This is a genomic window from Streptomyces sp. NPDC006283 (assembly GCF_040613325.1).
Taxonomy (GTDB): Bacteria; Actinomycetota; Actinomycetes; order Streptomycetales; family Streptomycetaceae; genus Streptomyces.
Genome location: NZ_JBEXRZ010000080.1, coordinates 1 through 26075, shown reverse-complemented (window position 1 = coordinate 26075; position 26075 = coordinate 1). Strand labels below are relative to the sequence as shown.

The window sequence follows — 26075 nt, the reverse complement described above, 5'->3', positions numbered from 1 at the left end:
CGGCTGCGACGCCGCGCCCACGCCGCACAGGTTGAAGATCAAGCTAGGCGTCCCGGCATCGGTCCCGGATCTCGGGGAGTGGCTGGAAGCCGGCTGATGTGTAGGTGGCGACAGCGCCGACATTCGAGCTCGGGGTGCAGACGATTGCGCTCGACGAGCCCAGCTTCCGGAGTGCGGCCGCCGCGGCGACGGTGATCGCCTTGCCGTAGCCGTGACCGCGATGTTCCCGGTGCACACCCATCGGCTCGAGCAACCCGGGCTTACCCGGACCGGCCGACCACACCGTCACCGCCGCCACCGCGTTGCGCTGTTCGTCGTAGGCGACCAGACACCGGGCGTCGGCATACGGCAATCCGGCCGCCATCGCACGCCAGTGCCCGTCCGTGAACGCCGACCCGTCGAACGATGCCCGCTGAACTGCGGTCCGCACGCACGCCTGCTCCGGCCCGACCACCTCGATCCGCACTCCGGGGTCCGTCACCGGCTCCGTGAGGTCACGGCGCAGTGGCGTCCACGGCTCGTCGGTGTTCCAGCCGCCCTCGACCAGCAGATCCTGGATCCGTGCACCCATCGGCGCCTCGATGTTCACCTTCCCCTCGGGCAGTACGCCGCGCTCCGGCTCGGTCACGTCCTCAACCAGCTTCTGTGCCAGCTCCTCGTCCTGCTGAGCGTCCGGCACGATCGTCAGCCGCAACAGCCCGGGACCGTCCAGCAGTCCAACGGCGAGAACCTTTCCGTCCCGGCTCCACGTCCGGACCGCCGCGGCCGTCGCCTTCACACCGAACCGCCAGAACCAGCCCAGGTCCCCCGGATGCAGTTGCATCGGCGCCCCGTCGTACTGCCACTCCCGCAACACCCCCACGACGTCGCTCAGCCCGTCGATTCCCGGCTCCTGCAAGACAATCGTCATACCCCCGATCACACACCACGGCCCCGACGGTAAAGAGGACGCGCAGGATGACGCTCGCGTTCATGCGCTCCGTCCTGACACACGAGCCCGGCGACATCCTGCGGATCGTGGAGGACGTATTCGCGCTCACGAAACAGGAACAGGAGGAACTAGCACGGCTCCTCGGCCGCACCCCGCTCACCTCGCTCATCAAGGCCTCGACCCAGGCGACCGCCCGGCTGGATCTGCTGGCAGCCCTGGAGTACCTCGTGTTCGAGCCGGAGGCGCGCGGTCGGGTCAAGGAACGGACGGAGCTCCACCGCATCCTGGAGGGCGAGTGCTGGGTATTCGGCGAGGAGTATTCCCTGCACGCCAGTGACCGGAGCCTCAACGAAGTCCTCAGACAGCACTGTGCATTGCTGGGAAGGGCGGAGCCCGCCCCCGGCCCGGTGCTCCGGGAGGACGGCCGCAGAGGCATCGTCGACCTCATGCTGTCCCGCGCCTCCCGTCACCGTCAGGGCGAACGGCATCATCTCGTCGTCGAGCTGAAGCGACCGAGCGTCGTTCTGGGAATGGAGGAGCTCGGCCAGGTGACGGGCTACGCGCAGGCTGTTCGCCAGGACGACCGGTTCCGCGACACCCGAGTCACCTGGGACTTCTGGCTCGTCGGAAACGCCATGGACGACAGTCTCAGGCAGATGGCGGACCAGCGGGACAGGCAGCCCGGATGCGTCGTCGACCAGCCGACGTACCGGATCTGGGTCCGAACCTGGGGCGAGATCATCGCCGACTGCGAGGAACGGCTCCGCTTCTACCGCGACCAGCTCGAATACCAGTCGACGACCGAGCACGCGGTCGACTACCTGATGCGGCAGCACCCGGAAGCGGTCAACGAACTTGCCGCTGACGGGACGCTGCCGGCACCGAGGGCCGCAGCGGACGAGACAGCGACGCAGGAGCCGACGCCCTTCGGGTGACCGTACGACGTGTCGCAGAGCTCCAGGGGCTGTCGCCCCGCGCGTCGCGCGGTCTCGGACGGCGACGATGCGGGCGTTGTGAAGACGTTCCTCCAGTTGAGACTCGGAAGACTGGAGGGCGGGCCGGACGCATCAGCGCGTTACGTTGACTGCGGTTGAGCGGCCGCCACTGAGCGGTCGCCGGTCGAGGGTGCGCACCGTTCCCGCTGAGGAACACTCGCGACGACGGGCAGAGTCCGGCTGACGAGGACCCGACACCAACCGGGTCGGCTCTCCAACCGACCCCTGAGCACCCTGCGCATCCCTTGCCGGCCCCGGCCCCTCCGGGCGCCCCCGTAGGGCCAACGCCTATGCTGCGCCCATGAATGGTGCAGCCCCCGACACGTTGGCCGGCCGCTTCGGATCGCCGACCCCGCAGCCACGGCGAGGGAGTGTGGGGCGGTCGCTGCTGGCGACCGTCGCCGTCTTGCTGCTGGCCTGGGGCATCGCCGTCGGCAACACAGCCATCGCATATGCCAGTTTGGGCAACGACGTCGTGCCCATTGTCACCGGTTGTGTCTCCGTCCTCGCCTACGTCATCGTGTTGCGCGTGCTCCACCACGCGTGGTGGCTGGCGCTGCTTTCCGTCCTGCCCGCCCTGTTCGTCCTCGTCGGCTCCGTGCAGTACGCGCCCGAGGCCGCGCTCGACCGGCGTGGCGTGCGCGAGAGCGTCGTCGTCACCGCGGACAGCGCGGCGGGAACGTCGAGCAACAACCACCAGTTCACACTCGCCGGTCCCGAGGGCGAGCTGGACGAGACGCTCGAGTACCGCGGCAGCAACCCCGGCCTGAGCGTGGGCGACCGGATCGACGTCGTCCGTGACCCTGAGGGAGTCGTCCCGATGGAGCGGGCCGAGGACGTCGACCCGGAGGGGCGCCTGGACGGTCTGGTCGGCGGCGTCGTGGGTTGGACGCTGATCACCCTGGCGGCGGGATGGCGTGGTCACTACCTCCGGCGCAGTGGCCGTGAGCCGCTGCTCGACGGCATGTACTGATCGGAAGAGGCTTGCCTTCCGATTGCGGGCCGAATCGGCGCATGCGCCGCGTGCCCGTGGCGCGCGGGGCAGGTATGGAGGCGCCGCCCTTTTGATGTCCGCCCGGGGCTCGCGCAGCGACCCGGGCTGTCAGTGTCACCTTCTAGGCTCGCGGCATGAGCGGATGGTTGGCAGACCCAGGGGTACTTCTGGCCCAGGCCGAGCGCCGACGCGCACTCGCCGAGCGCGGTGACCTGGCCGGATTGGCCCGGGCGGTGATGGAGGCCGCGGCGCGTAACGGATCCATGACCGGGCCCGGGCCCGAGGCCATGGCCTGGCTGCGGCAACTGCCGGACGGCGACCGCCTGGAGCTGGCGCGTACGTGGGCGCAGTGGCACCGCGACCCGGAGGCCGAGCGGACCGGTGACATCGCCCTGCGGGATGTGTCCTACTTCCGGGCGGAGCTGCTCGTCGTGGCCACGGGCATTGCCCGCGATCTCGATCCCGACCTTCTGGCCGACGAGCGGCGCGCTCAACTGGCGGCGACAGCAGGGGAGTATGTCGCCTCCGGCCATCGGGAGTGGGAGCTCGCCGACGCGGAGATCGCCGCGGGGCGGACCCCCGGTCCGACGGTCCTGGCGGCCTTCCGGCGCACCGTCCTCGACTATCACGACGAGCCCGCACTGCGCGATGTGCTCACCCGCTTCCCCGGCCCCGTGCTCAACCCGGGGGACGCATGGGCGGACCAGGCGCTCGAGGATGCGGCGCGCGGCGGTGAGGCGTGGCAGCAACTGCTCGCTCACCGGGCCCCGGTCTCCGCGAGCACACCCTCGGCCGCCTGGCGCCGCACCGGCCGGGGCCTTCTGGACACGGCGGGGGCGGAGCAGGTCCGCCGCCATGTCCTGCGGTGGTTCGGCCTGGTGGGCCGGCAGCGGAGCGTTCCGCTACGGGGCTGGTACGGCCCGCACGCGTACGACCCGTACAACATCCACTCCCTGCGGGCCCTCGCCTGGCTCCTGTCGCTCCTGCCGTCCAGTGAGGACACCTGCGACGGACTGGCCCAGCTCGTCTGGACCACCCTTGACGGCGCGGCGGCCCTGGGCCGCAACCCCGTCAGGGTCGCGGAGGCCGCCGTGACCGCCCTGGCGCGCATCGGCGGCGAGACCGCCCGGCTCGAACTGAAGGGACTGCGTGAGCACATAACGGACAAGCACGTACTCCGCCGCATCGACCGCGCCCTGGCCGCCTTGGGCGGCTGACCGGCACTCGGTCCGCCCGGTCCGTTCGCCGTTTTCGCCGGACGCCGCGCCGCTTCGCGCTTCCCACGCGGCTGCCGCGCCCGTTGGCTCCCGCCTCGGCCAGGGGCTGCATGCCGGTGCCGCTGCCGCTTCTCGCCGTCCTCGGCGCCTGACCGCAGCTCAGATGCCAGTGAGCCATAACGCTCGCGGGCTACTCGCCGGTAAGGAATGATGGCGGCCAACTGTCCATATGCTCGGTTGTGGAGGTAGCGGTGACGACGTCCGAGGAACGGACCAGGGTGCACGCCTTCCGGGACGACGCCCTCGGCGAGCACGACGCCGTAGGGCTCGCCGAGGCGGTCCGGCGGCGAGAGGTCGGCGCCGCAGAGGTCGCCCGGGACGCTGCGGCGCGCGTCAGCGAAGTCGAGGACCGGCTCAACGCCGTCCAGATGCACATCGACGTTCCGGCGATCGGATCCCGGACGGGAGCAGCCTTCGCCGGAGTGCCGACCTTCGTCAAGGACAACACCGACTACCTGGGGCTGCCCACCGGACACGGCAGCGCCGCATTCGAGCCGAGGGCTGCGCGGCGGCACGCGCCGTTCGCCCGGCAGTTCCTGAGCAGCGGAGTCACGGTCCTGGGCAAGACCCGGCTGCCCGAGTTCGGCTTCAGCCCCACCACGGAGTACGAGGACGCCGAGCCCGTCCGTAACCCCTGGCACACCGGCCACTCGTCGGGCGGGTCGTCGGGCGGCAGTGCAGCGCTCGTTGCGGCCGGGGCGGTGCCGATCGCGCACGCCAACGACGGTGGCGGCTCGATCCGCATACCCGCCGCCTGCTGCGGACTGGTCGGGCTGAAGCCGACCCGTGGCCGGGTCGTGCCGAACGCGCAGGGCCGTCAGCTACCGATCGACATCGTCACCGACGGCGTCGTGAGCCGTTCCGTGCGGGACAGCGCCGCGTTCCTCGCCGCCGCCGAGACGCACTGGCGCAACCCGAAGCTGCCGCCGGTGGGCCGGGTCGAGGGCCCCTCGGAGCGGCGTTTGCGCGTCGGGTTCCTGCTGGACTCGCCGAACGGTGTCCACTCCGACGCAGCCACCCGGGCGGCCGTCACGGAGACGGTGGCGACGCTCGAGCGGCTCGGCCACACCGTGCAGCCGGTGGAGTTGGCGATCGACCCCCGTTTCACCGAGGACTTCCTCACCTACTGGGGGCTGGTGTCGTTCCTGATCGGCGTCACGGGCCGCACCCTCGGCACGGACTTCGACCGTCGCCGCATGGACGGCCTCAGCCGGGGACTGCGCGAGACGTACCTGAAGAACTGGCAGCGCACGCCGGGCGTGCTGCGGCGGCTGAAGCGTACGCGGGAGGCGTACGCGGCGGCGTTCCGCGGGCTGGACCTCGTCCTCTCCCCGGTGCTAGCCCACACCACGCCGCCGATCGGCCACCTCAACCCCGGCGTTCCCTACCCGACGCTGATCGAACGGATCCTCGCGTACGTCGCGTTCACCCCGGTCAACAACGTCGTAGGGACCCCGTCGATCTCGGTGCCGGCTGCGAGCGCGACGGCGGACGGGTTGCCGATCGGCGTCATGCTGTCCGGCCGCCCCGGCGCTGAACGGACGCTGCTGGAGCTGGCGTTCGAACTGGAAGCGGACCGGCCCTTCCGCCGTATTCAGGACGCCTGACGCCGCCCTGCGCTTTCACGAACAGTATGGCTGGCACGGCGCCAGGGTCCTTCCGGCGCGTCGGCAGCCTTAGGTGCGGAGGCCTTCGGCGCGGCCCCGCCACCTGCTGCAACTGGCCCTGGAAAAAGCCGCGTTGATTCCGGTGACAGTAGGATCAACGAATCGGCTCAGGGGATTCGAGGAGGCACTCGCCGGTGGTACTCCAGGTGCGTGGTGTCGTGTTGCCGGAGCGGGAAGAGCGATCCTTCTGGATCGACGGGGACCGGCTGCGGACCGAACCGGTTCGCGGTGATGCGGAGCTCGTTGTCGACGGCGGGTGGCTGCTGCCCGGCCTGGTCGACGTGCACACGCACCCGGGCACCGAGGACATCCATGCGCCGTTCAGCGATGAGACGCTCCGCCGGCACCTGACCGATCACCGCGACGCCGGCGTACTGCTGGTCCGGTCACCCGGGTCCGCCGCCCGCATACCGAGCTGGGTGGACCAGGATCCGGTGATGCCGCGGGTCCGCTCGGCCGGGCGTTGGCTGGCCACTCCCGGCCGCTTCCTTCCCGGCTTCGGGCGTGACGTGAGTGAAGCGGACCTCGTGCAGGCGGCGGTCGAGGAAGCCGAGGCGTCCTCGGGCTGGTGCAAGGTCGTCGTCGACTGGAAGCACGATGAACCGGCGTTGCCCGAGGACGTCCTCACCGCCGTTGTACAGGCCGTCCACGCGGTCGGCGGCCGTGTGGCCGCCCACTGCCAGACCGCCGATGGCAGCCGCCATGCCGTTCAGGCAGGCGTCGACAGCCTCGAGCACGGCATGCACCTGGATCCCGGGCTCATCGGTCGAATGGCTGCCCAGGGCACCGCGTTCGTTCCGACCCTCAGTGTTTTCGGCGCTGGAGCCGATCGACGGCGCGCCGAGGAGCCGAGCGCCCGTCGCGACTGGTGGCTGAGCGGCTGGGAAGGCATGCTGCCCAACGTCCGGGCCGCGTACGAAGCCGGAGTCACGGTACTCGCGGGCACCGACAGCTTCCCGTGCGGCAAGGTCACGTCAGAGGTCGAATGGCTTGTCCGCGCCGGCCTGCCGGTGGAAGCGGCTCTTGGGGCGGCGTCGTGGGCGGCCAGAGCCTGGCTGGGGCTTCCCGGACTGGTCGACGGGGGCCCTGCCGACCTCGTCGCCTACGACACGGATCCGACCCTCGACAGCCCGATTCCGGCGCACCCCAGTCGCATCATCCTGCGTGGAAAAGTGATCGCCTGACTCGGCGCACGGTGTGGCCTGCTATCCGGTCCATCGCCCCGACAGGAAGGTCATGGCGAAGACCGTGCTCAGCGGGCCGACGAGGCAGAGCCAGACGGTCGTGAGCCGCGGCCTGCGCAGGCTCCACGAGGCCAGACCGATCCACAGTGGCCACCACAGCAGCGTGGACCGGGGGATGGACATGTACCAGTACGACGTGCCGAGCGCCGCAAGGGTGAGGCCGATGTACGCCGCCTCCGGCCAGCGGCGTCGCCGCACGAGCACGACGCACAGGACCAGTCCCACGACCATGGTGACGAGTTCGGCCTGGAACATGAAGGCGTAGCCGGTGCCGTGGAGCCGGTCGAAGGCCGAGTTCCACGTGACGGACCAGGTGTCCCAGGGGGCGTGGAACGTTCGGTGCCAGCCGCGTTCCTGGGCGTGGTTCCAGGCCAGCCAGTCACCGGTGTGTGCGTGCAGGTACCAGGCGTACAGGGCTGCCGGCGCGGCAGGCAGCGCCAGCCAGGGCAGGGCGCGCCAGTGGGCTCGCGTTCGCGCGACGAGAAGGAAGTGGAGCGCGACGGCGGCGGCGAGGAAGAGACCACTCACCCGCACGGTGGTGGCCAGCGCGGTGAGGCCGGCCGCGAGGGGCCAGCTGTGCCGCAGGGCGGCGAGCCAGGCGGGCAGGGCCAGCGAGAGGAAGAGCGCCTCGGTGTAGCCGGCGGCGAGGAACACCGCGCATGGTGAGAGCAGGAAGAACAGGACGGTGCGCCGTTCGCCGCGTGCGTCGGGCAGGTACCGGCGCGCGAGCCGGGCCAGAGCCAGTACGGCAACTGCTCCGGCCACGAAGGAGATCAGCAGCCCGGCCGCCGTCCAGTGGGGGACGACGACGTGCACGGCACGCAGCATCAGCGGAAATCCGGGGAAGAACGCCTCCCGGTTGTCCCGGTCGCCGCCCTGCGCAGGGCCGCTCTGGTCGGGAAAGTAGCCGTCGCGGGCTATCTGCAGGTAGTGATGCCAGTCCCATTGCTCGAACGACGCGAGAACCGGGTCGGGTTCGCGGGTGCCGGACCGGCCGGGGAACAACCAGCGGGTGCAGTAGGCGGTGACCCACAGGGACAGCCGAGTCAGCAGGTAGAGCCACAGCACCTCGCGGTCGGCGGGGCCGAGCCAGGAACGCGCTCGGTCCCGGAACAGGGCCCCTGGCGTCGGCGGGGGCTGCGCGTGCGGTGGCTGGTGACGTGCGGGGCGGGGGCGACTCAACTGGGGCGGCGGCAGTGTCATATCTGGAGCTTTCGGACATGGGTGGGTACGGAGCGGCGCGAACCGGCGTGCTTGACCACCCGGTGGCGGTGGCCGCGCGCCGGGTAACGGGGGACGTCAGGGTCAGGGCGGTGAGGAGGACGCCCCGGACGGTGGCGGCTGAGTGGTGCCCAGGTGGGTCGGCGGGTTGGTCGGGGTGCCTGACGGGCCGTCCGGCGGCGGAGAACCGAGCTCGGTCGAGAATGGCGGCACGGAACCCGGCGCGGTAGAACCGGTCGCGGTCGAGGCCGGAGTGGTGCGGCCGGGGAGAGGGGCGTGGGTGGACGGTGCCTGGCTGGACGGCGCGGGTGAGCGATGAGCGGGTGAAGGGCTGATCGCCGGTGGAGCGGGTGGAGGATCGCTCTGCAACAGAGCGACTGCGCCCGCGCTGCCCCCCGCGACGACCAGACATGCTCCCGCCGCCAATGCGGCGAGGCGGCGGCGGTACGACTGCTTCCCGCGTTCGGTGATGTGGGCGACAGGGGCCGCTTCGGCGCGGCTCTGCCCGAAGTTCCCGGCCTGCCGGAACAGGGACCGCAGCGGATCCTGGGGTTCAGACATCGGGGCCCTCCTCGATGCGGGGGTCCCCCAGGCGGTGCGCGAGCGCGGCCCGCCCGCGGACCAGGTGAGTCTTGACGGTGCTGGTGGACAGGCCTGTTTCGGTGGCGATCTGTTCCACGGTCAGGTCGCACAGATAGTGCAGGGTCAGCGTGCGGCGCTGCTGCGCGGGCAGCTCACGGAGAGCTTCGACCAGGACGACCTGCTCCGGGCCGGGCGCCTCGACATGAGGCGGTGGAGCGCCGCCCCGCTTCCATGCGTCGGCCGTACGCCGGCGGACCCGCCATCGGCTCACCGCCAGACGCCAGGCCACCGTACGGATCCATGCCTCGGGGTGGCCGTCACGGTCGAGCTGCCGTCGGCGGGTCCACCCTTTGACGAACGCCTCCTGCACGACATCCTGCGCCTCGTGCAGGTCGCCGAGCATGACGTACAACTGCCCCGTCAGGCAGGCGACCTTCTGGGCGTAGAAATCTTCGAACTCCTCGACGGTCAACGCGCTCTCCCGGATCTCTTGCTTCAGGGGGCATACGCCCGCCGCAGGATGTTCGGTCTACATCCAACGCGAACAAGCGGAGTGATGGTCGTCACAGAGCCCTCCGGCCGTTGGGAGAGCCGGGACGGGACGGGAAGGGCAAGCGGCTGTCCGTCCGCCACACGGTGGGGCGGCCCGGTCGATGCTGTGCGCCGAGGGCCTTTCGTACCCCATGCGACCGTGTGGCTCTGCCGCAGCCGGGGTCGCACGCCGCCTCAGCGGTCCGTGAGGTCGGTCCCGCGGCGCGTCGCCGGCGGCCGGCCGATGCCGAGCGCCCCATGACCTGCGCCCCATGCCGAGCACCCCATGGCGTGCTCGGCCCCGCTGCCCGTGCGGGCCCGGGGCCCCAGTGCGCACCGGCCGCCGCGGCCGGGGAAATCCACGTGCGCACCGGCCTGCCGCCGCTCGGGGAAATCACCGTGCGCACCGGCCCGCCGCACTGCTAGCCTCGCGCCATGACCACACACACGTTCCGGATGATGCCCCGCCACAGGGGCTGCTGAGACGGACGTGTGACGTACCGAGGCCCCCCGGTGGGGCCTCGTTCGCGTTTGCGGGTCGGCGCCCTCCCCGGGACATCAGGAGGAGCCATGACCGATCCGCGTACCACCTACATCACCACGACCATCCCGTACGTCAACGCCCGCCCGCACCTGGGCTTCGCCCTGGAGCTGGTGCAGGCCGACGTACTGGCGCGCCACCGCCGGCAGGCCGGAGACAGCGTCCGGCTGCTCACCGGAACCGACGACAACTCCCTCAAGAACGTCCTCGCGGCGGAGGCGGAGGGCATCGGCGTGCAGGAGCTCGTCGACCGCAACGCGGCGGCGTTCGCCGATCTGCGGGACCCGCTGGCGCTGTCGTTCGACGACTTCATCCGCACCAGCAGCGACCCCCGGCACCGGGCCGGAGTGGAACGTCTGTGGCAGCGGTGCGCCGAGGCGGGCGACCTCTACCGCAAGCACTACGAAGGCCTGTACTGCGTTGGCTGCGAACAGTTCTGGGCTCCGGAGGACCTCACCGACGGCCGCTGTCCCGAACACGGCACACCTCCCCGGGCCGTCGCCGAGGAGAACTGGTTCTTCCGGCTTTCTCGCTACGCCGACACCCTCCGCGAACTCATCACCGACGGCCGGCTGCGCATCCAGCCCGCCGCACGCCGCAACGAGGTCCTGAGCCTCATCGAAGGCGGCCTCCACGACTTCTCCGTCTCGCGTTCCCAGACGCGCGCCCGCGGATGGGGCATCCCCGTCCCCGGCGACCGGGACCAGGTCGTGTACGTGTGGTGGGACGCTCTCGGCAACTACGTGACCAGCCTCGGATACGGCACGGCGGACGCGGAGTTCGACCGGTGGTGGACGGGGAGCGACCGGCGCGTCCACGCAGTGGGCAAGGGCGTCATCCGCTTCCACGCCGTGTACTGGCCGGCGATGCTGCTGTCGGCGGGACTCCCGCTGCCCACCGACATCCTCGTCCACGATTATCTGACCGTCGACGGCCGCAAGATCAGCAAATCCACCGGCAACACCGTCGACCCCGCGGCGCTCGCCGCGGACCACGGCACCGACGCCGTGCGGTGGTGGCTGATGCGCGACGTACCGCGCGTCGGCGACGCCGACTTCACCCCGGAACGGCTCGTGCAGCGGGCAGACAGTGACCTTGCCGGCGGCCTCGGCAACCTCGTCAACCGCATCGTGACCATGATCCACCGCTACCGCGCGGGCCGCCCCGCTGCCGCAGGCGGCATCCGGCCCGTCTCGGAACGGCTTGCGCGGGCGTGCGAGGACAGCCCCCTGCAGATCGAAGCGGCCCTCGAGGCATACGACTTCCGGCGCGCGGCCGCCGCGGTGTGGACGATCGTGGAGGAGGCCAACCGCTGCGTCGACGCCACCAGGCCGTGGGTGCACGCCCGGGCCGAGAAGAGTGGGGACCGCGGTGCGGGGGAGCGGCTGGACGAGGTCCTCGGCGCTCTGCTGGCGGCCTGCTTGGTCCTCGCCGACCGGCTCGCCCCGTTCCTTCCGGAGGCCGCGGCCCGGATCACGGACCAGTGCACCCCCGTCGACGGCGTCCTCCCGCCGCCCGTCCCGCTGTTCCCCAGGCTCGGCGACCGGGAGGCGGCGGGCGCCGCGCCGGCCACGCGCCCCGGGGTCGGGAAGTGACGAGACCTTTCAGTGCGTCGAGACGGAGATGTGCGAGGACAGCGCGCGGAGGAAGTCGGGCGCGTCGAAGATCTCGCCGGCGGAGGCGACGCCCACCGTCCTGGTCCGTCCCGTGAGGATGCGGTCGACCGCTTCCACAGCGAGCGGCGCGGTGACGGCGTAGATGTCCTGCCCTCTCGCCACGGCGCGCCGTTCGGTGTCCCCGGAGCGCACGACGACGTCGACGAGGAAGGTCTGCGCGGACCGCCCTTGCTCGTCGACCGCGGTGGGGGTCGGCGTGTCCGGGGCCGACACGTCCCTGGCCGCCTCGACCGTCATGTAGGTGCGCACTTCGGGGATGGGCAGGTGGCTGGGGATGGTGACGACGTCGGCCATGGTGAACTCCCCGATGACCTCCTTGGGGCCCAGCGGGGCCGGGAAGGGCCACGCGAGGGTTGTCGCCTCGTCCTGGCGGTAGTCCAGCCGCCCGTTCCGGTACACGACGCGTGCGCCGCCCCGCCGCTGCCGGGAGACCGCGCCCGCGGACCGCGTCCCGCCGGTGGGCTGCCAACTGCTCAGCGCGTACGCGACGTGCGCCTCGTCGGCCGCCGTCCAGTCGCCCATCGCGGCGGTGGCCAGCAGGTCGCCGAGGGCGCCGAAGAAGGCCATCGCGGGGACGACCACCGAGCCTGCGGCGCGGGCGCGGTCCGTGAAGTGTGCGAACGTGTCGGCGTTGGCCTCGATTTCGGCCGCCACATCCACATACGGGATCCCGGCCCGCAGGGCCGCCTCGATCACGGGCGCGGCAGTCGCCGCGAAGGGCCCGGCGCAGTTGATCACCGCCGCCGCCCCGGCCAGCGCGCGGTCGAGCGAGACGGGATCGTCGACCGACGCGGGCCGGACCTCGAGTCCGGGGCCCGACGCCGCCAGCGCCCGCAGCCTGCCGGCGTCGCGGCCGGAGAGAACCGGGACGAATCCGCGCTCCCGCAGCTCCGCCACCACGAAGCGCCCGGTGTGCCCGTACGCGCCGAACACCGTAACCGTCTGCCCCGATCCCATGGGTTCTCCCTGTGCTCGAATGATCGACTGCGCCCATCCTGACGGGGGCGAGCCCCCGACCGTGAGTGTCCGGAACGACATGACCCGTACAATTCCCGACATGGGTACTGTCGCGCTGGCCGTCACCGACGGGATGCTGCACTTCGAACTGTCCCTGGCGTACGAGGTCTTCGCCGCCGCCCCGGCCGGCGTAACGGTCCCCTGGTACGACGTCACCGTCTGCGGGCCGGTCGCCGTGCCGGTCGGCCGATTCCTGCTGGAGCCCGACTCCGGGCTCGACCGGCTCCAGTACGCCGGCACCGTGATCGTCCCGGGCTGGGCCGACGTCGACGAGGCTCCACCCGCCGACCTGGTCGACGCGGTCCGCGCGGCCCACGAGGCGGGTGCACGTGTGGTCTCCCTGTGTACGGGCGTGTTCGTGCTGGCCGCCGCAGGCCTGCTCGACGGGAAACGCGCAACCACGCACTGGGCGCACACCGAGGCCCTGGCCGCCCGTCACCCCCGGGTGCGGGTCGACCCGGACGTGCTCTACGTGGACAACGGCAGCGTGCTCACGTCCGCCGGAAAGGCCGCGGCGCTGGACCTCTGCCTGCACCTCGTCCGCCTCGACCACGGCTCTTCGGTCGCCAACGCCGTCGCCCGCCGCCTCGTCGTGCCACCGCACCGGGCAGGCGGCCAGGCCCAGTTCGTCACCACCCCGGTGCCCGCCCGGGACGACCACCCGCTCGCCGCCCTCTTCCCCTGGATCCTGGAACGGCTCGACCGGTCGCTGACGGTCGAGGACTTGGCCCGCCAGGCACGGATGAGCTCGCGCCACCTGACCCGCCACTTCAGGGCGGCGACCGGTACCACACCGCTGCAATGGCTGCTGACCCAACGGATCTGCCACGCCCAGGAGTTGCTGGAGAAGACCGACGACAGCGTCGACACCATCGCGGCCGCCACCGGCATGGGCACCGCCACGACGCTGCGCCGCCACTTCAACCGCACGGTCGGCGTGCCCCCCGACACCTACCGCCGCACCTTCCGCTCCCGGGCCCGCTGATCGGTTCGGCTGTTCCTGCCGACGGCCCGAGGACTTACATACGTGCATGCATGTATGTATGGTGGAGCGACCGGACCGTCAAGGGGGTTGCGAGATGGGCAAGAGTCAACTGGTGCAGCGGGTACGGCAGGTCGAAGTGACCGATCCGGTCGCCGCCGCCGCGCGGTACGACTACGCGGACGCCTTCGAACTCCGGCTGCCCGAACCGGATCCGCACGCGCCCGAGGCGTGGGTGCGGGCCGGACTGGCCGGCACGCCGCAGTGGGTGGACCGCGTCGCGGGGATGCTGGGCGTCCGCGGCGGGGCTGCCGAACAGGCGGACCACGTCGAGGGTTTCCGGATCGTCGAGTCCGGTCCCGACGTGGTGCGTCTGACGGCGTCCCTGCCGCTGATGCATGTCGCGCTCATCGGCCGCCGGGTCGAGCCGGACCGCCGGCTGTTCACCAGCGTGCTGCGCTACCGCCGGCCCGGGCCGGCCCGACTCGTCTGGCGCGTCGTCGGCATCGGTCACCGTTGGGCGGCCCGGCGGCTGATCGCAAGCAAGGTCTCGGCCAACTGATCGGAGCGAGGCATGCGCAACGAGAAACAGACCAGGCCGACCCAGGCCGACCGCAGAGCGCGCACACGTTCCGCGCTGCTCGAGTCGGCCGCGCGGGGCCTGTCCCGCTACGGCTACGGCAACCTCGTGCTCGAACAGGTGGCCAAGGACGCCGGGTACACCCGCGGCGCGCTCTACCACCTGTTCAAGGACAAGCAGGACCTGACCTTGGCCGTGATCGCCTGGGTCATGGAGAACTGGGACCAGGAAGTGGGCCGGCTCGTCGAGCAGGAGTCGGATCCGGTCGGCGCGCTGCTCACCCTGGCACGCGGTCACGCCGTGTTCTGCCGCCGCGACATCGCCAGGGTGGCGATCGCGCTGCGCCTCGAATTCACCGGCCAGGACCATCCGGTCGGGCGGGAGATCGAGCTGGCCTACCAAGAGCTGGTCGAGCGCTGCGCTGACCTCGTCCAAGCCGGACGGGAGGCGGGTTCCATCGCGGACGGCCCGCCGTCCGCAGTCGTCGCCCTCGCCTTCGTCGGCGCGATCGAGGGAACGTCGATCGCGTTGTCCGGCCAGGCTCCCTACGACGAGCTGCTGGTGACCGGTGCTGCCGCGGGCGCTCTCGGAGTGTCCTTTCCCGCCATCGGCGGCGGCACCCGAGATCGGGTCCAAGGGCCTGCTCGGCCCCCGGAAATCAGATGATCGGCCCGTCTGTTCCCTGTTAGGTTCGTCGTGCGCGGGGCGGCTCTCGGGTGTGCTTCCTTCTCACCTTCTTCAGATGAAACAGCGTGCTCACTTCCCGCCCCGCGCGTCACCCGGTCATCCCGGGAGGGGGAGAACCACAGATGTCCAGCAGCATCGTCACCGTCCGCAACGCCACCGCAGCCCGCCCGCGCAGCCTTGCCGCCGTGCTCCTCGAACGCCGGGGTGCGGTCTACCTGCCGGCTGCCGGGGCGGTGGCCGATCCGGCGGGTGAGCGGGGTGCGTCACTGATCGAAGCCGATCTCGCCGACCGCGGCTACCTGGTGGCCCCCGCGCTGCGCGCCGCGTTCGCCTCGCTCGACGCACGCGCCCTCGGCGGTGCCGGCCGGGCGCTGCTCCATGACATCGACCGAGCACTCGGCGCGGACCGGCCGCACGAGCCGCTGCTGCGCGACTTTCCCGACAGCACGCCGCACGACACCTACGGGCATTACGTCGAGCGGGTACTCAGCGTGCTCTTCCAGCGCCCGGAGCAGCCCTGCGTCCTGTGCGGCACGGTGGACTCCGTCGTTCCCGTCGCGCCCTGCGCCCATCTCGTGTGCGGCGCCTGCTTCGACGGCGCGGACTTCTCGGCCTGCCCCGTGTGCGAACGGCGCATCGACCCCGCGGATCCCTTCCTGCGCCCCCGGCGTCCGCGCCGCACGCCGTCCGGCCGTGGCGGGCCGCCTCAGCGGCTGCGTCTGCTGACGTACGGCGGAGACTTCGCCGACAGCCAGGCCGACGCCGCACGTGAACTGGACGTACTGCTCGCCCGCACCGGTGCGCTGTCCCCAAAGGACGCGGACGACCTGGACGCGTTGCTCGGCGCACGCTCCCGCGACGACCTCGGCCGGCTGCCCGCCACCGTGCCCGGCCGTGAGACGAAGGCGCGCCTCGTCACCTGGCTGCTCGCCGACCCTGCGGCTCTGCCGGCCGCGCTTCCGGTCGTGGCCGGCCTCGTCGACACCGCCACCGACGTGCTGCGGGTGCTGGTGCTGCGCTCCGGCGGGGATGCCGGGCTCGTGGAGATTCCGCGGTTCGCCCCCGTCGCCCGGCCCCTGCGCCGCGCCCTGCTGTCCGTCCTCGACGCGCTCGACCCCGCACAGGCCGCCCAGGACATGCGGCGGCACCGGCGTGCCTGGATCACCGCCGCGGAGCTCCTCCACCCCTTCGAGCACGCGGACCGCTTCCCGCGCGCCGCCCTCGCCTTTGCCGTACTGCGCGGCACACGGCTCGGTGACGACCGCCTGTCCGACGCCCTGCGCACGGCCGCCGTGACGGCCGACGGCATCGACGCCGACGGACCGACGGTCACGGCCCGCGGCTGGGGAGGCCAGCTCGAAGCCGCCCTCGCCGACGGAGACCTCGCCACGACGCTCACCCTGCTCGAACGGCGTCCCGGCGAACTCGTCCGCCGCCTCGACCATCTGTTGCGCGTCGCCGATGCCGGGGACGACAAGGACGGTGCCCGGGCGGTGGTGGCGGCACTGGAGCGAACCGCCGCACGGGTCGCCCCGGCGGTCCTGCTGTCCGCGCTCGGCGCGATCCGCACCCGTACGCGGGACCACACGGTGCGGGTCTTCTTCCCGAAGGGTGCCTGCACGAAAGCCCATGTGACCGACGATCACCGGGGCGCGCTGCCGCACGCCCTGGTACGGCCGGTGGTCGACGTCCTGACGGCGGAGATCCTGCGCCGGGCCGGCCGCTCTGCTCCTGTGGCGACCGCCGTGGTCGACGCGACGCTGGACGGGGTGATCGCGCCGTTCACCGAACGGACCGCGTCCCGCGCCCTGGTGACGCTGCCCCGCGGCAGCGAACTGGCCGTGCCGGACGGCAGGACGCTGCGCCTGTTCCTACACTGGATGGAGAGCGCCGACTCGGGGCGCACCGACCTCGACCTCTCCGCCGCGATGTTCGACGCGGACTGGCGGCACATCGGGGTCTGCGACTACACCCGGCTGCGGTTCGCCACTGCTGCCGCCGTGCACTCGGGAGACCTCCAGGACGCGCCGCCTCCGCTCGGCGCGAGCGAGTTCGTCGACCTCGACCTGGACCGGCTCGACGCCGCAGGGGTGCGCTACGTGGTTGCCGTTGTGTACTCGTACAACAACGTGCCCTTCGGCGACCTGGCGGAAGCCTTCGCCGGGCTCATGCTGCGGGACGGTCCCGGCAACGCCGGCCCGGTCTTCGAGCCTCGCTCCGTCGAGCAGCGCTTCGACCTGACCGGCAGCAACCGCGCCTGTGTACCGCTCGTCCTCGACGTGCAGGCCAGGAGCATGCGCTGGCTGGACGTGGTCAAGGGCGTCACCGGTACTCAGCACGCCGTGTGGCGGCACGCCGACGCGCTGGCCACGCTCGCGCACAGGCTCACGGAGCTGTTCGCATCCGGCGCCCGGGTGGGCCTCGGCGAGCTCGCGGTGTGGCAGTCGGCGGCGCGTGCCTCCACGGTCGTCGTGCGGCACACCGACGGCTCGCGGAGCACCTACCGGCGGCGGGACGGCGAGGACGTGGCCGCCTTCGCCGCACGGATCGGCTCACCCGACACGGACGTGACGGCCACGGACACGTACGAACGCGGAGCGCGGCCCGAGCTCGCGTACCTGCTCCGCGGGGACATCGAACCGGCGGACGGGGGCGAGGTGTTCGCCCTGCACCCGCTGGGCCTGGACGCCTCCCGCGTGCGGCTGCTGGCCGCCGCCGACATGGTCACGGCGCTGGCCCCCTGACCGGCGGGGCGAGCGGCATCAACGCCGGCAGGAGCAGGACGGCCGGGCGACGGCCGCCGCGCCTCTGAAATGCCATCAACTGCCCGTCGACAAAAGACCCTTACCGGCACCCATAAGCGAGATGTCCTGACAGCGTGGCCGCCCGGTGACAGCATGTCTCCATGCAAGAGCCGATGCTGTTGACTGATAATCCGGTCAAGGATCCCGCCGGTGACCGTTTCGGATTCCTGCCCCACGCCAAGGTGTTGTGCGACGCGATCGAGAGCACGCACGACCTGCCGCTGAGTGTGGCCGTCTACGGCGCGTGGGGCACCGGCAAGTCCAGTTTCCTCAACATCTGCCGCTCGCTGCTGCACGAGCGCGGGATGCCGGTCGTCACCTTCAATCCATGGAAGTACGACCAGCGCGAAGAGGTCTGGCACGCGCTCATCCAGACCATTCTCGACGAGATCGTCCTCAAGATCAGTGAGGACTCCGACGCGCAGCGCCGCTCCAGGCTTCAGGAAGCCCGCCGGAAGGCGCTGGCGCTGAGCCGCACGGCGGCCTGGCTGGTGGCCCGGCGGGCGGTCGTGCCGCTCACCGGCGGGATGGTCGCGACGAGCGACGCCGACGCTTTCAAGGCGACGTGGGACGAGACGGACCCGCTGGAGTACCGGCACGTCAACCAGTTCGAGTTCGACTTCGCGGAGGTGGTCGACAAGTACACCGACGGCGGCCGGCTGATCATACTCATCGACGACCTGGACCGTTGCACTCCGCAGGCCGCGACGACGGTCCTGGACTCCATGAAGCTCTTTCTCGGCGAGTCCTCCTGCGTCTTCGTGCTGGCCATGGATCAGCACGTGATGGTGGACGCCGTCGCGCTGCGCTACGACGGGGACCAGGAACGGGGCCGCAAGTACCTGGAGAAGCTGATCCAATTTCCGTACCACCTGCCGCACGTCACCTTCGAGGCGATGGCCCGGCACCTGCGCGACAAGGTCGTCGGCCTGGGCGGCGATCCGGCCCTCTGGGAGCTCGTCGGCGTCGCCTACGGGCAGAACCCGCGGCGGGTCCGCAGGTTCGTCAACGCGCTGAACCTGACCGTGACCACCCTGACGCTGCACAGCCCTCCGAGCCGGGACCGGATGCTGCACGCCGCGATCCTGCTCACGATCCGGCTCCAGCATCCCGCTTTCTACGCGATGGTCAGCCGGCGTCCCGAGGCGTGGGTCCGGATGGACCAGGCCGCCACCGACAACCAGCGCTCGGGCCTTCATCGGGACGAGATGCAGCTGGCGGAGAACGACCCACTGCTCATGGATCTGCTGCGGGCCACCTCCAGCAGACGTGCCGGACTCGAATTCCCGCCGCCGCCCGGCCGGACGGAGATCGAGGCTTTGACCGAGGTGCTCACCGTCACGACGGGCGGCGGCACCGGCCTACCGGCGGGTGACAATGACGAGGAGACCCCTTGACGGATGCCGGAGAGGGCAGGGTCGCCGGGACACCGGCGGAGGGCCTTGTCATCGGACTGGACCTCGGAGACGGCGAGACGACCCTGGCGTGGACGCCGACGGGGGGCGTTGCGCAGAACCGGATCTACGAGCGTCGGGCGACCGGTGAACGCTCGGTGCTCACCGCGATGGCGCGTTCCGCGGCCGACCGCCGCCGACTGCTCGGTGAGGAGGCCGTATCGGCCACGGGGGCCGCGGAGTTCAGCCTCAACTTCAAGCACGGGCCGGCGCTGACCGGTCTGGAGACACCGGAACCGGTGCTGTTCGTGCAGTCGCTTCTCGCCGAGTTCCTCGCGGAGTTCTTCTCGGAGCACGAGAACGGCGGGCAGCCGGGCGCGGACGCCACGGGAACCGTTTTGGAGCCTCTGCTCGTCGTCGGTCACCCCGCCGGCTGGGAGGAGTCCGTGGTCCGTGCCTACGCGGCGCATCTGACGATGCGGGGGGTTCGGACGCGGCTGCTGCCGGAGTCGCAGGCCGCCCTCGTCCACGTGAGCCGACCGGCGCATCCGGACGGTCTCTCGTTCCGGGCCGTGCGGGAGCAGATGCGGCGACAGACGCTGCTGGTGATCGACATCGGTTCGTCGACGACGGACTTCACCGTCGTCGGTGAGGGGGAGCCCACAAGTCTGCCTCTGGGCGCGGACTTCGGCTGCCGCAGTATCGACCGCCAAGTGGCCGATCGGGTGATCGACAGCCTCGCGGACCGTGCGGAGCTCGTGGACGCGCTGGCCCAGGACGGCGGTCGGGAGTTCCTCCTGCTCGCGTGCCGTCGCGCGAAGGAAGCCCAGTGCAGCGGCTCTCTGTCGGGAATCATGGACATGTGGGTGAACCCCCGGTTCCAGCCGGTCGTCGACCTGGCGTGGGACTGGCTCCGAGGCCTCGAGATCACCGCACTGATCACGGCGCCCGGCGGCTGGGCGGACGAGTTCCGCGAACTGCTGGAGAAGGCACGGGAGATGTCCAGCAGCCCCGACCGTATCGTCCTGACCGGTGGTGGCTCCCGTATGCTCCTCACCCGCCGGCTGTGCGCGCAGGTCTTCCCCGGTGCGACCATCGAGAACGACTCCGAACCGTCCTTCTCGGTGGCAAAGGGGCTCGCTCTCGCCGGGCACACCGAGATCCGTCTCGACAGTTTCCGCGACGCGGTCACCGAACTGCTCGAGGGCGACCGGTTCGACGAGGTGTGCTCGGAGCACATCAGGACGGGCTTCGATCAGCTCAAGCGGAGACTGGCCGCATATGTCAAGGCAGGCCGTCTCGCCCACCGCAACACCGGCGTCGCCCAGGAAGCACTGCTCGAACTCGTCCAGGAGGAACCGGAACCAGCCGCGATCGACGATCTCCGCATCGCGCTGAACGAGGAGCTGGGAAGCGGTCTGTCCGTGATCTGCCGGGACCACGGGGTGCCGGACGACGCGCTCGATCTCGACTTCCGGCTTCCGCTCGGTGTCGCCCAGGGCCTCACGGAACAGCTTCAGCGGTACGTGGGCAGGGAAGGGGAGCTGAACCGGTTCACGCAGCAGTGGTTCCTGTGGGCCCAGAACATGATGCTCCAGCAGCAGCAGCGGTCTCTGAACCCGCTGCAGCCGCGCGCTCCGGGGCATCCGGCCGTGCAGATGGCCCAGGCCGCCCTGAAGTGGGGCGCCCCGCCGGCGCTCCTGCTGCTCAGCAGGCGGGCACAACAGAAGATGGTCAGGGAGATCGAGGCGCTGTCGCTGGGCCAGGAACACGTCGACGACCAGCTGGGCACCATCAGGGAGCACATCCGAGGCCAACTGCTCGATCGGATCCGGGAGATCGAGGAGCTGATCTTCTAGGACGTCACCCACAACCGTTCGTCCCCGGCCCCGCACAGCACACCGCCCCCGGTGCTGTGCGGTACCGGGGGCGGTGCGAAGCCGGAGGAGCGGGTCAGCCGACCAGTTGCTCGTACGCGGGCAGCGTGAGGAAGTCCTCGTAGTTCTCGTCCAGCGCCACCTTCAGCAGCAGGTCGTGCGCCTGCTGCCAGTTGCCGGACGCGAACGCCTCCTCGCCGATCTCCTCGCGGATCGCGGCCAGTTCCTTCGCCGCGACCTTCTTCACGAGGTCCGGGGTGGCGCGTTCGCCGTTCTCGAAGACGACGCCCGCGTTGATCCACTGCCAGATCTGGGAGCGGGAGATCTCCGCCGTCGCGGCGTCCTCCATGAGGTTGAAGATGGCCACCGCGCCGAGGCCGCGCAGCCAGGCCTCGATGTAACGGGTGCCGACCTGGACGGCGTTGCGCAGGCCCTCGTAGGTGGGCCGGGCGTCCAGGGAGTCGACGGCGATCAGGTCGCCGGCCGCGACCGAGACGTCCTCGCGCAGGCGGTCCTTCTGGTGGGGCTTGTCGCCGAGGACCGCGTCGAAGGAGGCCATCGCGATCGGGACCAGGTCCGGGTGCGCGACCCAGGAGCCGTCGAAGCCGTCGCCGGCCTCACGGTCCTTGTCGGCCTTGACCTTGTCGAACGCCACGCGGTTGACCTCGGCGTCGCGGCGGGAGGGGATGAAGGCCGCCATGCCGCCGATCGCGTGGGCGCCGCGCTTGTGGCAGGTGCGGACCAGGAGTTCGGTGTACGCGCGCATGAACGGGGCCGTCATCGTCACCGCGTTGCGGTCCGGGAGCACGAACTTCTCGCCGGCGTCACGGAAGTTCTTGACGATGGAGAAGAGGTAGTCCCAGCGGCCGGCGTTGAGGCCCGAGGCGTGGTCGCGGAGCTCGTAGAGGATCTCCTCCATCTCGTAGGCGGCCGTGATCGTCTCGATCAGAACGGTGGCGCGGACCGTGCCCTGGGGGATGCCGACGTAGTCCTGGGCGAAGACGAAGATGTCGTTCCACAGACGGGCCTCGAGGTGCGACTCCGTCTTCGGCAGGTAGAAGTACGGCCCCTTGCCGAGGTCGAGCAGGCGCTCGGCGTTGTGGAAGAAGTACAGGCCGAAGTCCACCAGGGCGCCGGGGACGGGGGTGCCGTCCACGGTGAGGTGGCGCTCGGCGAGGTGCCAGCCGCGGGGGCGCATCACGACGGTCGCGAGCTCCCCGGCGGGCCGCAGAGCGTAGGACTTGCCGGACTTCGGTTCGGTGAAGTCGATCCGGCGCTCGTACGCGTCGATGAGATTGAGCTGGCCGAGGACGACGTTCTCCCAGGTCGGGGCGGACGCGTCCTCGAAGTCGGCGAGCCAGACCCTGGCGCCCGAGTTCAGGGCGTTGATGGTCATCTTGCGGTCGGTGGGTCCGGTGATCTCCACGCGGCGGTCGTCGAGGGCCGCCGGGGCGGGGGCGACCTTCCAGGAGTCGTCCGTGCGGATCGCCGCGGTCTCCGGGAGGAAGTCCAGCGTGGAGGTGCGGGCGATCTCGGCGCGGCGCTGGGCCCGGCGGGCGAGCAGCTCGTCACGGCGCGGGGTGAAACGCCTGTGCAGTTCCGCGACGAACGCGAGTGCCGCCTCGGTGAGGACCTCTTCCTGCCGGGGCAGGGGCCCGGCTTCGACGATGGCCGGCGAGGACGGCGCTGGTGCGGACATGAGCTGTCACTTCCTTCAGCGAGCTTCACGGGTGATGCCTCGCGGCGCCGTGCGGCCGCCGGGACACCGGTGAACGGCACTCAGTGCCAGGCTCCGAGGTACGGCCGTGGGGCGCCGTTCGAACGATTAGGCGCTTCTGATCAGTGGATAGTAGTTACCGCATGGTGGAAGTTCAATGGTTTGTTGATATCGAGATTCTCCGGGTCGACAGAACATGGCGCACCGTGCCACGCCGCTCACCCAAGGTGGCGTAGATCGTCGGGCGTGTCGATGTCGTACTCCTCCGCCACGTCGCCGCACTCGACCAGCGTGATCGCGTCGGCATGCTCCTTCAGGTACGTGCGGGCGCCCCGGTCGCCCGTCGCGCCCGCCGAGATGTCCGCCCAGCGGTCCGCGCCGAAGAGCACCGGATGCCCGCGCCGCCCCCCGTACGCCGCCGCCGCCAGCGACGAGCGGGACCGGTACGCCGCACGGACCCGCGCCACCGCCTCGGCGCCGATGCCCGGCTGGTCCACAAGGAGGACCAGGGCGGCGTCCGCGGAGCCGAGCGACGCGAGACCCACCCGCAGGGAGGAGCCCATCCCCTCCTCCCACGCCGGGTTGTCCCGCACAATGCACCCCGACAGCTCCGCCTCCTCGCGTACGCGGTCCGCCGCCGCGCCCAGCACCACATGCACCGGCTCGCAGCCGCCCTCCCGCAGCGTCCGCACGGCGTACTCGACGAGCGGCCTGCCGTGGTGCTCCAGCAGCGCCTTGGGCCGCCCGCCGAGCCGTCGCCCGCCGCCTGCCGCGAGCAACAATCCGGCGACAACGGGCTCTTGACGGTCTGAAGGCTTCCGGGGTGATGGCATGAGGACTCCCTATCCCATAAGCGGGCGAATGCACGGCCGCGCGGCGGTCGTCGCGCTGCGCCGGACGAGGGTTGTCCACGGCAATCTGCAACCACCCGCACAGTGCACGTCGTCCGACGTGGAGAGCTGGGTGCGACCTTGGATAAGGTGCACTTTCAATAATGAGGTTTGCCATGGGGGACAAGAGTCGATGAGTGGCCGCGCACAGCAGGGAACGGTCTTTCAGCCACTGGGCGAGGACGACCCGAAGAACGTCGCCGGATACAAGCTCGCCGCTCGCCTCGGAGCCGGCGGCATGGGCAAGGTCTATCTGTCCTACACGCCCGGTGGCCGGGCCGTCGCGATCAAGGTGATCCGGCCCGACTTCGCCCAGGACGCGGAGTTCCGCCGCCGGTTCGCCCAGGAAGTACAGGCCGCCCAGCGGGTGCAGGGACTGTTCACCGCGCCGGTCATCGACGCCGACGCCGAGGCCGAACAGCCCTGGCTCGCCACTGCTTACGTCCCCGGTCCCTCCCTCGCGGACGCCGTCGCCACGCACGGCAAGCTGCCCGTGGAGACCGTGCTGCTGCTGGTCGCCGGTGTCGCGGAGGCGCTGCACGTCATCCACGGCGCGGGCATCGTCCACCGCGACCTCAAGCCGGCCAACGTCCTGCTCGCCGCCGACGGGCCGCGCGTCATCGACTTCGGCATCGCCCGCGCCGCCGACGCCACGTCGCTCACCAGCAGCGGTGTCACCATCGGAACGCCCTCCTTCATGGCCCCCGAGCAGGCGGCCGGCAGCCATGTCACCGCCGCCACCGACATCTTCGCGCTCGGCCAGATCGCCGCGTACGCGGCCACCGGCCGGGCGGCGTTCGGCGAGGGCACCTCGCACGGTGTGCTCTACCGGATCGTGCACGAGGAGCCCGACCTCGGCGAACTCCCCGAGCAGCTGCGCGAGCTGGTGACACGCTGCATGGTCAAGGAGCCGGACGGACGGCCCTCGGTGGCCGAGATCCTGAGCATCTGTCAGACCGCCAACGGCGAGACGGTGCTGCGCCGCCCGGAGGAGTGGCTGCCGAGCGTGGTGGCCGCCGAGATCACCACCCGCAAGGCCGCGCCCGCCCCGCCCGCGACGCCGCCCGCGGGGCAGCCGCCGGTCGCCGCGGCCGCCGCGACGAACCCGTCCGGGGCACCCACCCACATGCCCACCGCGCACGCGGGGCCGTCGACCCCGCCGCCCGGTTTCGGTCCCGGGGCGCACCCGCCCACGCAGCCCGCCTACCCGCAGGGTCAGGTTCCGGCGCACCCGCAGCCGACGTACGGCTACCCCCAGGCGGCCGCACCGCAGACGCCGACGGGATACGGCTATCCGCAGACGGCCGGCCACCCGCAGCACAGCGGTCCCACCCCGTACGTCACCGGACCGCTCGCGCCTGCCGCCGCTCCCAAGAAGAAGACGGCGCGCAACCTCGCGATCGCCGTCGTGGCCACTTTGGTGCTGGGCGGCGCCGTGGGCGGCGGGGCCTATCTCGCGCTGTCCGGCGGCGACAAGGACAAGGACAAGCAGAGCCAGGGGCAGGGCGAGAGCGGCAACGACAAGCAGGGCTCCACACCGGCCACCACTCCGTCGGGCGACGACGAGAGCGGCGACACCGTGGACACGCAGCCGAACGAGCCGGTGCCGGATCCGACGCCCGAGACGTTCACCGGCCTCGACGTGACGGACGACTACGGCATCAACCTCGGCCACGATCCGGTCAAGCCCGTCTCGTCCGAGGACGGCGGCAGCCTGGACTTTGAGTACGAGCACCTCATCAGCACCATCGAGGCAAGGAACGCCAAGCTCGTCCTGCTGCGCACCGGCCAGACCGCCGACCTGGCGACCTGCCGCAGCGAGACCCGCTTCGCCACGCAGTTCGACGTCGACAACCTGTCGAAGGGCGCGAAGTTCTGCGTTCTGAGCGAGTCCGGAAACGTGGGCCTGGTGACGTTCCAGGGGAAGTCGCCCGCGAACGACCCCAGCCACTACATCTCGCTCGATGTGACGCTCTGGCGCGGAGCGATCGACTCCGTACAGCCCTCCGACTGAATTCTTGTCCCCATGCTGGCGCCTCGCGGGCCGCATGGCGTTTACTGGCCCGCACCCCGCGGTGGGTTCCCCGCCGCGGGGCGTCGGGCGGGGACAGGGACGTGCGAGGGGCTGGGCTTTGTTGCGGAGCGTGGGGCAGACGCGGGTGGCAGGGAGCGGCGAGGACCCGAGGGCGGCGGAGTTACGAGCTGCTGTTGCGCGGCTCCGCCGTGAACTGGCAGGACATCCGGCCGAGTTCAGCGACCGGGGGATCGCAGAGGACGAACTGGCCGTGCTGGCGGCGATGGTCGCCGCGGGCAATCCGGAGATTCCACGGATGCGCCGTTCCCTGCTGCTGATCGCGGGCGCGATCGGATCGGTGAGCGCACTCTCGCCCGCCCTCATGCAGGTGCGCACCGCCGTGGACCTCTTCGGCGAGACTCCGCCGCGTCACCACACCTGACGGTTGGCCGAG

The 26075-nt window shown here is 71.1% G+C and carries 20 protein-coding genes; 14 read left to right on the top strand and 6 right to left on the bottom strand.

Features of this window, described 5'->3' with window-relative positions; translation table 11 throughout:
- Positions 1-43: 43 nt before the first annotated feature.
- Positions 44-910, bottom strand: coding sequence for a GNAT family N-acetyltransferase (locus ABZ070_RS18415; protein ID WP_356635024.1), 867 nt, complete (start codon positions 908-910; stop codon positions 44-46).
- 47 nt (positions 911-957) lie between these two features.
- Between ABZ070_RS18415 and ABZ070_RS18410 the strand changes: the two genes are divergently transcribed.
- The 5 genes from ABZ070_RS18410 (at position 958) to ABZ070_RS18390 (ending at position 7048) form a co-directional block, all read left to right on the top strand.
- The gene (locus tag ABZ070_RS18410) at positions 958-1866 is read left to right on the top strand and encodes a hypothetical protein (RefSeq protein ID WP_356635022.1); all 909 of its coding nucleotides are present in this window, start codon (positions 958-960) and stop codon (positions 1864-1866) included.
- A gap of 361 nt (positions 1867-2227) precedes the next feature.
- The gene (locus ABZ070_RS18405; protein WP_356635020.1) at positions 2228-2899 is read left to right on the top strand and encodes a hypothetical protein; all 672 of its coding nucleotides are present in this window, start codon (positions 2228-2230) and stop codon (positions 2897-2899) included.
- 155 nt (positions 2900-3054) lie between these two features.
- Positions 3055-4137: a hypothetical protein gene (locus ABZ070_RS18400; RefSeq protein ID WP_356635018.1), complete on the top strand. Its 1083-nt coding sequence runs from the start codon at positions 3055-3057 to the stop codon at positions 4135-4137.
- 251 nt (positions 4138-4388) lie between these two features.
- Positions 4389-5804, top strand: a complete 1416-nt coding sequence (locus ABZ070_RS18395) for an amidase (protein WP_356635016.1) — start codon at positions 4389-4391, stop codon at positions 5802-5804.
- A 194-nt stretch (positions 5805-5998) separates the two neighbouring features.
- Positions 5999-7048: an amidohydrolase family protein gene (locus ABZ070_RS18390; protein WP_356635014.1), complete on the top strand. Its 1050-nt coding sequence runs from the start codon at positions 5999-6001 to the stop codon at positions 7046-7048.
- 21 nt (positions 7049-7069) lie between these two features.
- On the opposite strand, the gene ABZ070_RS18385 is transcribed toward ABZ070_RS18390, so the two are convergent.
- Positions 7070-8311: a mannosyltransferase family protein gene (locus tag ABZ070_RS18385; protein WP_356635012.1), complete on the bottom strand. Its 1242-nt coding sequence runs from the start codon at positions 8309-8311 to the stop codon at positions 7070-7072.
- 571 nt (positions 8312-8882) lie between these two features.
- Positions 8883-9383, bottom strand: a complete 501-nt coding sequence (locus ABZ070_RS18380) for a SigE family RNA polymerase sigma factor (RefSeq protein WP_356635010.1) — start codon at positions 9381-9383, stop codon at positions 8883-8885.
- 629 nt (positions 9384-10012) lie between these two features.
- On the opposite strand from ABZ070_RS18380, the gene metG reads away from it, so the two are divergent.
- Entirely contained in the window at positions 10013-11578 is a 1566-nt protein-coding gene (gene metG, locus ABZ070_RS18375; RefSeq protein WP_356635008.1) for a methionine--tRNA ligase, read from the top strand.
- 9 nt (positions 11579-11587) lie between these two features.
- Here the strand turns inward: metG and ABZ070_RS18370 are convergent, their stop codons facing one another.
- Positions 11588-12616 (bottom strand): saccharopine dehydrogenase NADP-binding domain-containing protein, encoded by a 1029-nt coding sequence (locus tag ABZ070_RS18370; RefSeq protein ID WP_356635006.1) that lies wholly within the window; start codon positions 12614-12616, stop codon positions 11588-11590.
- A 100-nt stretch (positions 12617-12716) separates the two neighbouring features.
- On the opposite strand from ABZ070_RS18370, the gene ABZ070_RS18365 reads away from it, so the two are divergent.
- The 6 genes from ABZ070_RS18365 to ABZ070_RS18340 all read left to right on the top strand — a co-directional run bounded on the left by ABZ070_RS18365 (position 12717) and on the right by ABZ070_RS18340 (position 20982).
- The gene (locus tag ABZ070_RS18365; protein WP_356635004.1) at positions 12717-13661 is read left to right on the top strand and encodes a helix-turn-helix domain-containing protein; all 945 of its coding nucleotides are present in this window, start codon (positions 12717-12719) and stop codon (positions 13659-13661) included.
- 94 nt (positions 13662-13755) lie between these two features.
- On the top strand, positions 13756-14220 hold the full coding sequence (locus ABZ070_RS18360; RefSeq protein WP_356635002.1) for a hypothetical protein: 465 nt from the start codon (positions 13756-13758) through the stop codon (positions 14218-14220).
- Between the two features lie 12 nt (positions 14221-14232).
- Positions 14233-14904, top strand: a complete 672-nt coding sequence (locus ABZ070_RS18355; protein WP_356635000.1) for a TetR/AcrR family transcriptional regulator — start codon at positions 14233-14235, stop codon at positions 14902-14904.
- A gap of 143 nt (positions 14905-15047) precedes the next feature.
- The gene (locus ABZ070_RS18350; RefSeq protein ID WP_356634998.1) at positions 15048-17669 is read left to right on the top strand and encodes an MXAN_6230/SCO0854 family RING domain-containing protein; all 2622 of its coding nucleotides are present in this window, start codon (positions 15048-15050) and stop codon (positions 17667-17669) included.
- Positions 17670-17830: 161 nt separating this feature from the next.
- Positions 17831-19126 (top strand): P-loop NTPase fold protein, encoded by a 1296-nt coding sequence (locus tag ABZ070_RS18345; RefSeq protein ID WP_356634996.1) that lies wholly within the window; start codon positions 17831-17833, stop codon positions 19124-19126.
- On the top strand, positions 19123-20982 hold the full coding sequence (locus ABZ070_RS18340; protein ID WP_356634994.1) for a hypothetical protein: 1860 nt from the start codon (positions 19123-19125) through the stop codon (positions 20980-20982). The genes ABZ070_RS18345 and ABZ070_RS18340 overlap by 4 nt, the downstream gene beginning before the upstream one ends.
- A gap of 94 nt (positions 20983-21076) precedes the next feature.
- Here ABZ070_RS18340 and aceB read toward each other — a convergent pair whose 3' ends face one another.
- The gene (gene aceB, locus ABZ070_RS18335) at positions 21077-22699 is read right to left on the bottom strand and encodes a malate synthase A (protein ID WP_356634992.1); all 1623 of its coding nucleotides are present in this window, start codon (positions 22697-22699) and stop codon (positions 21077-21079) included.
- 236 nt (positions 22700-22935) lie between these two features.
- Complete coding sequence (locus ABZ070_RS18330; protein ID WP_356634990.1) at positions 22936-23550, bottom strand: nucleotidyltransferase family protein; 615 nt, start codon at positions 23548-23550, stop codon at positions 22936-22938.
- 190 nt (positions 23551-23740) lie between these two features.
- Here ABZ070_RS18330 and ABZ070_RS18325 point away from each other — a divergent pair, with 190 nt between their 5' ends.
- A complete protein-coding gene (locus tag ABZ070_RS18325) occupies positions 23741-25621 on the top strand; it encodes a protein kinase (RefSeq protein WP_356634988.1) in 1881 nt (626 codons plus the stop codon).
- A gap of 118 nt (positions 25622-25739) precedes the next feature.
- Positions 25740-26063 (top strand): DUF5955 family protein, encoded by a 324-nt coding sequence (locus tag ABZ070_RS18320; RefSeq protein ID WP_356634986.1) that lies wholly within the window; start codon positions 25740-25742, stop codon positions 26061-26063.
- Positions 26064-26075: the final 12 nt, after the last annotated feature.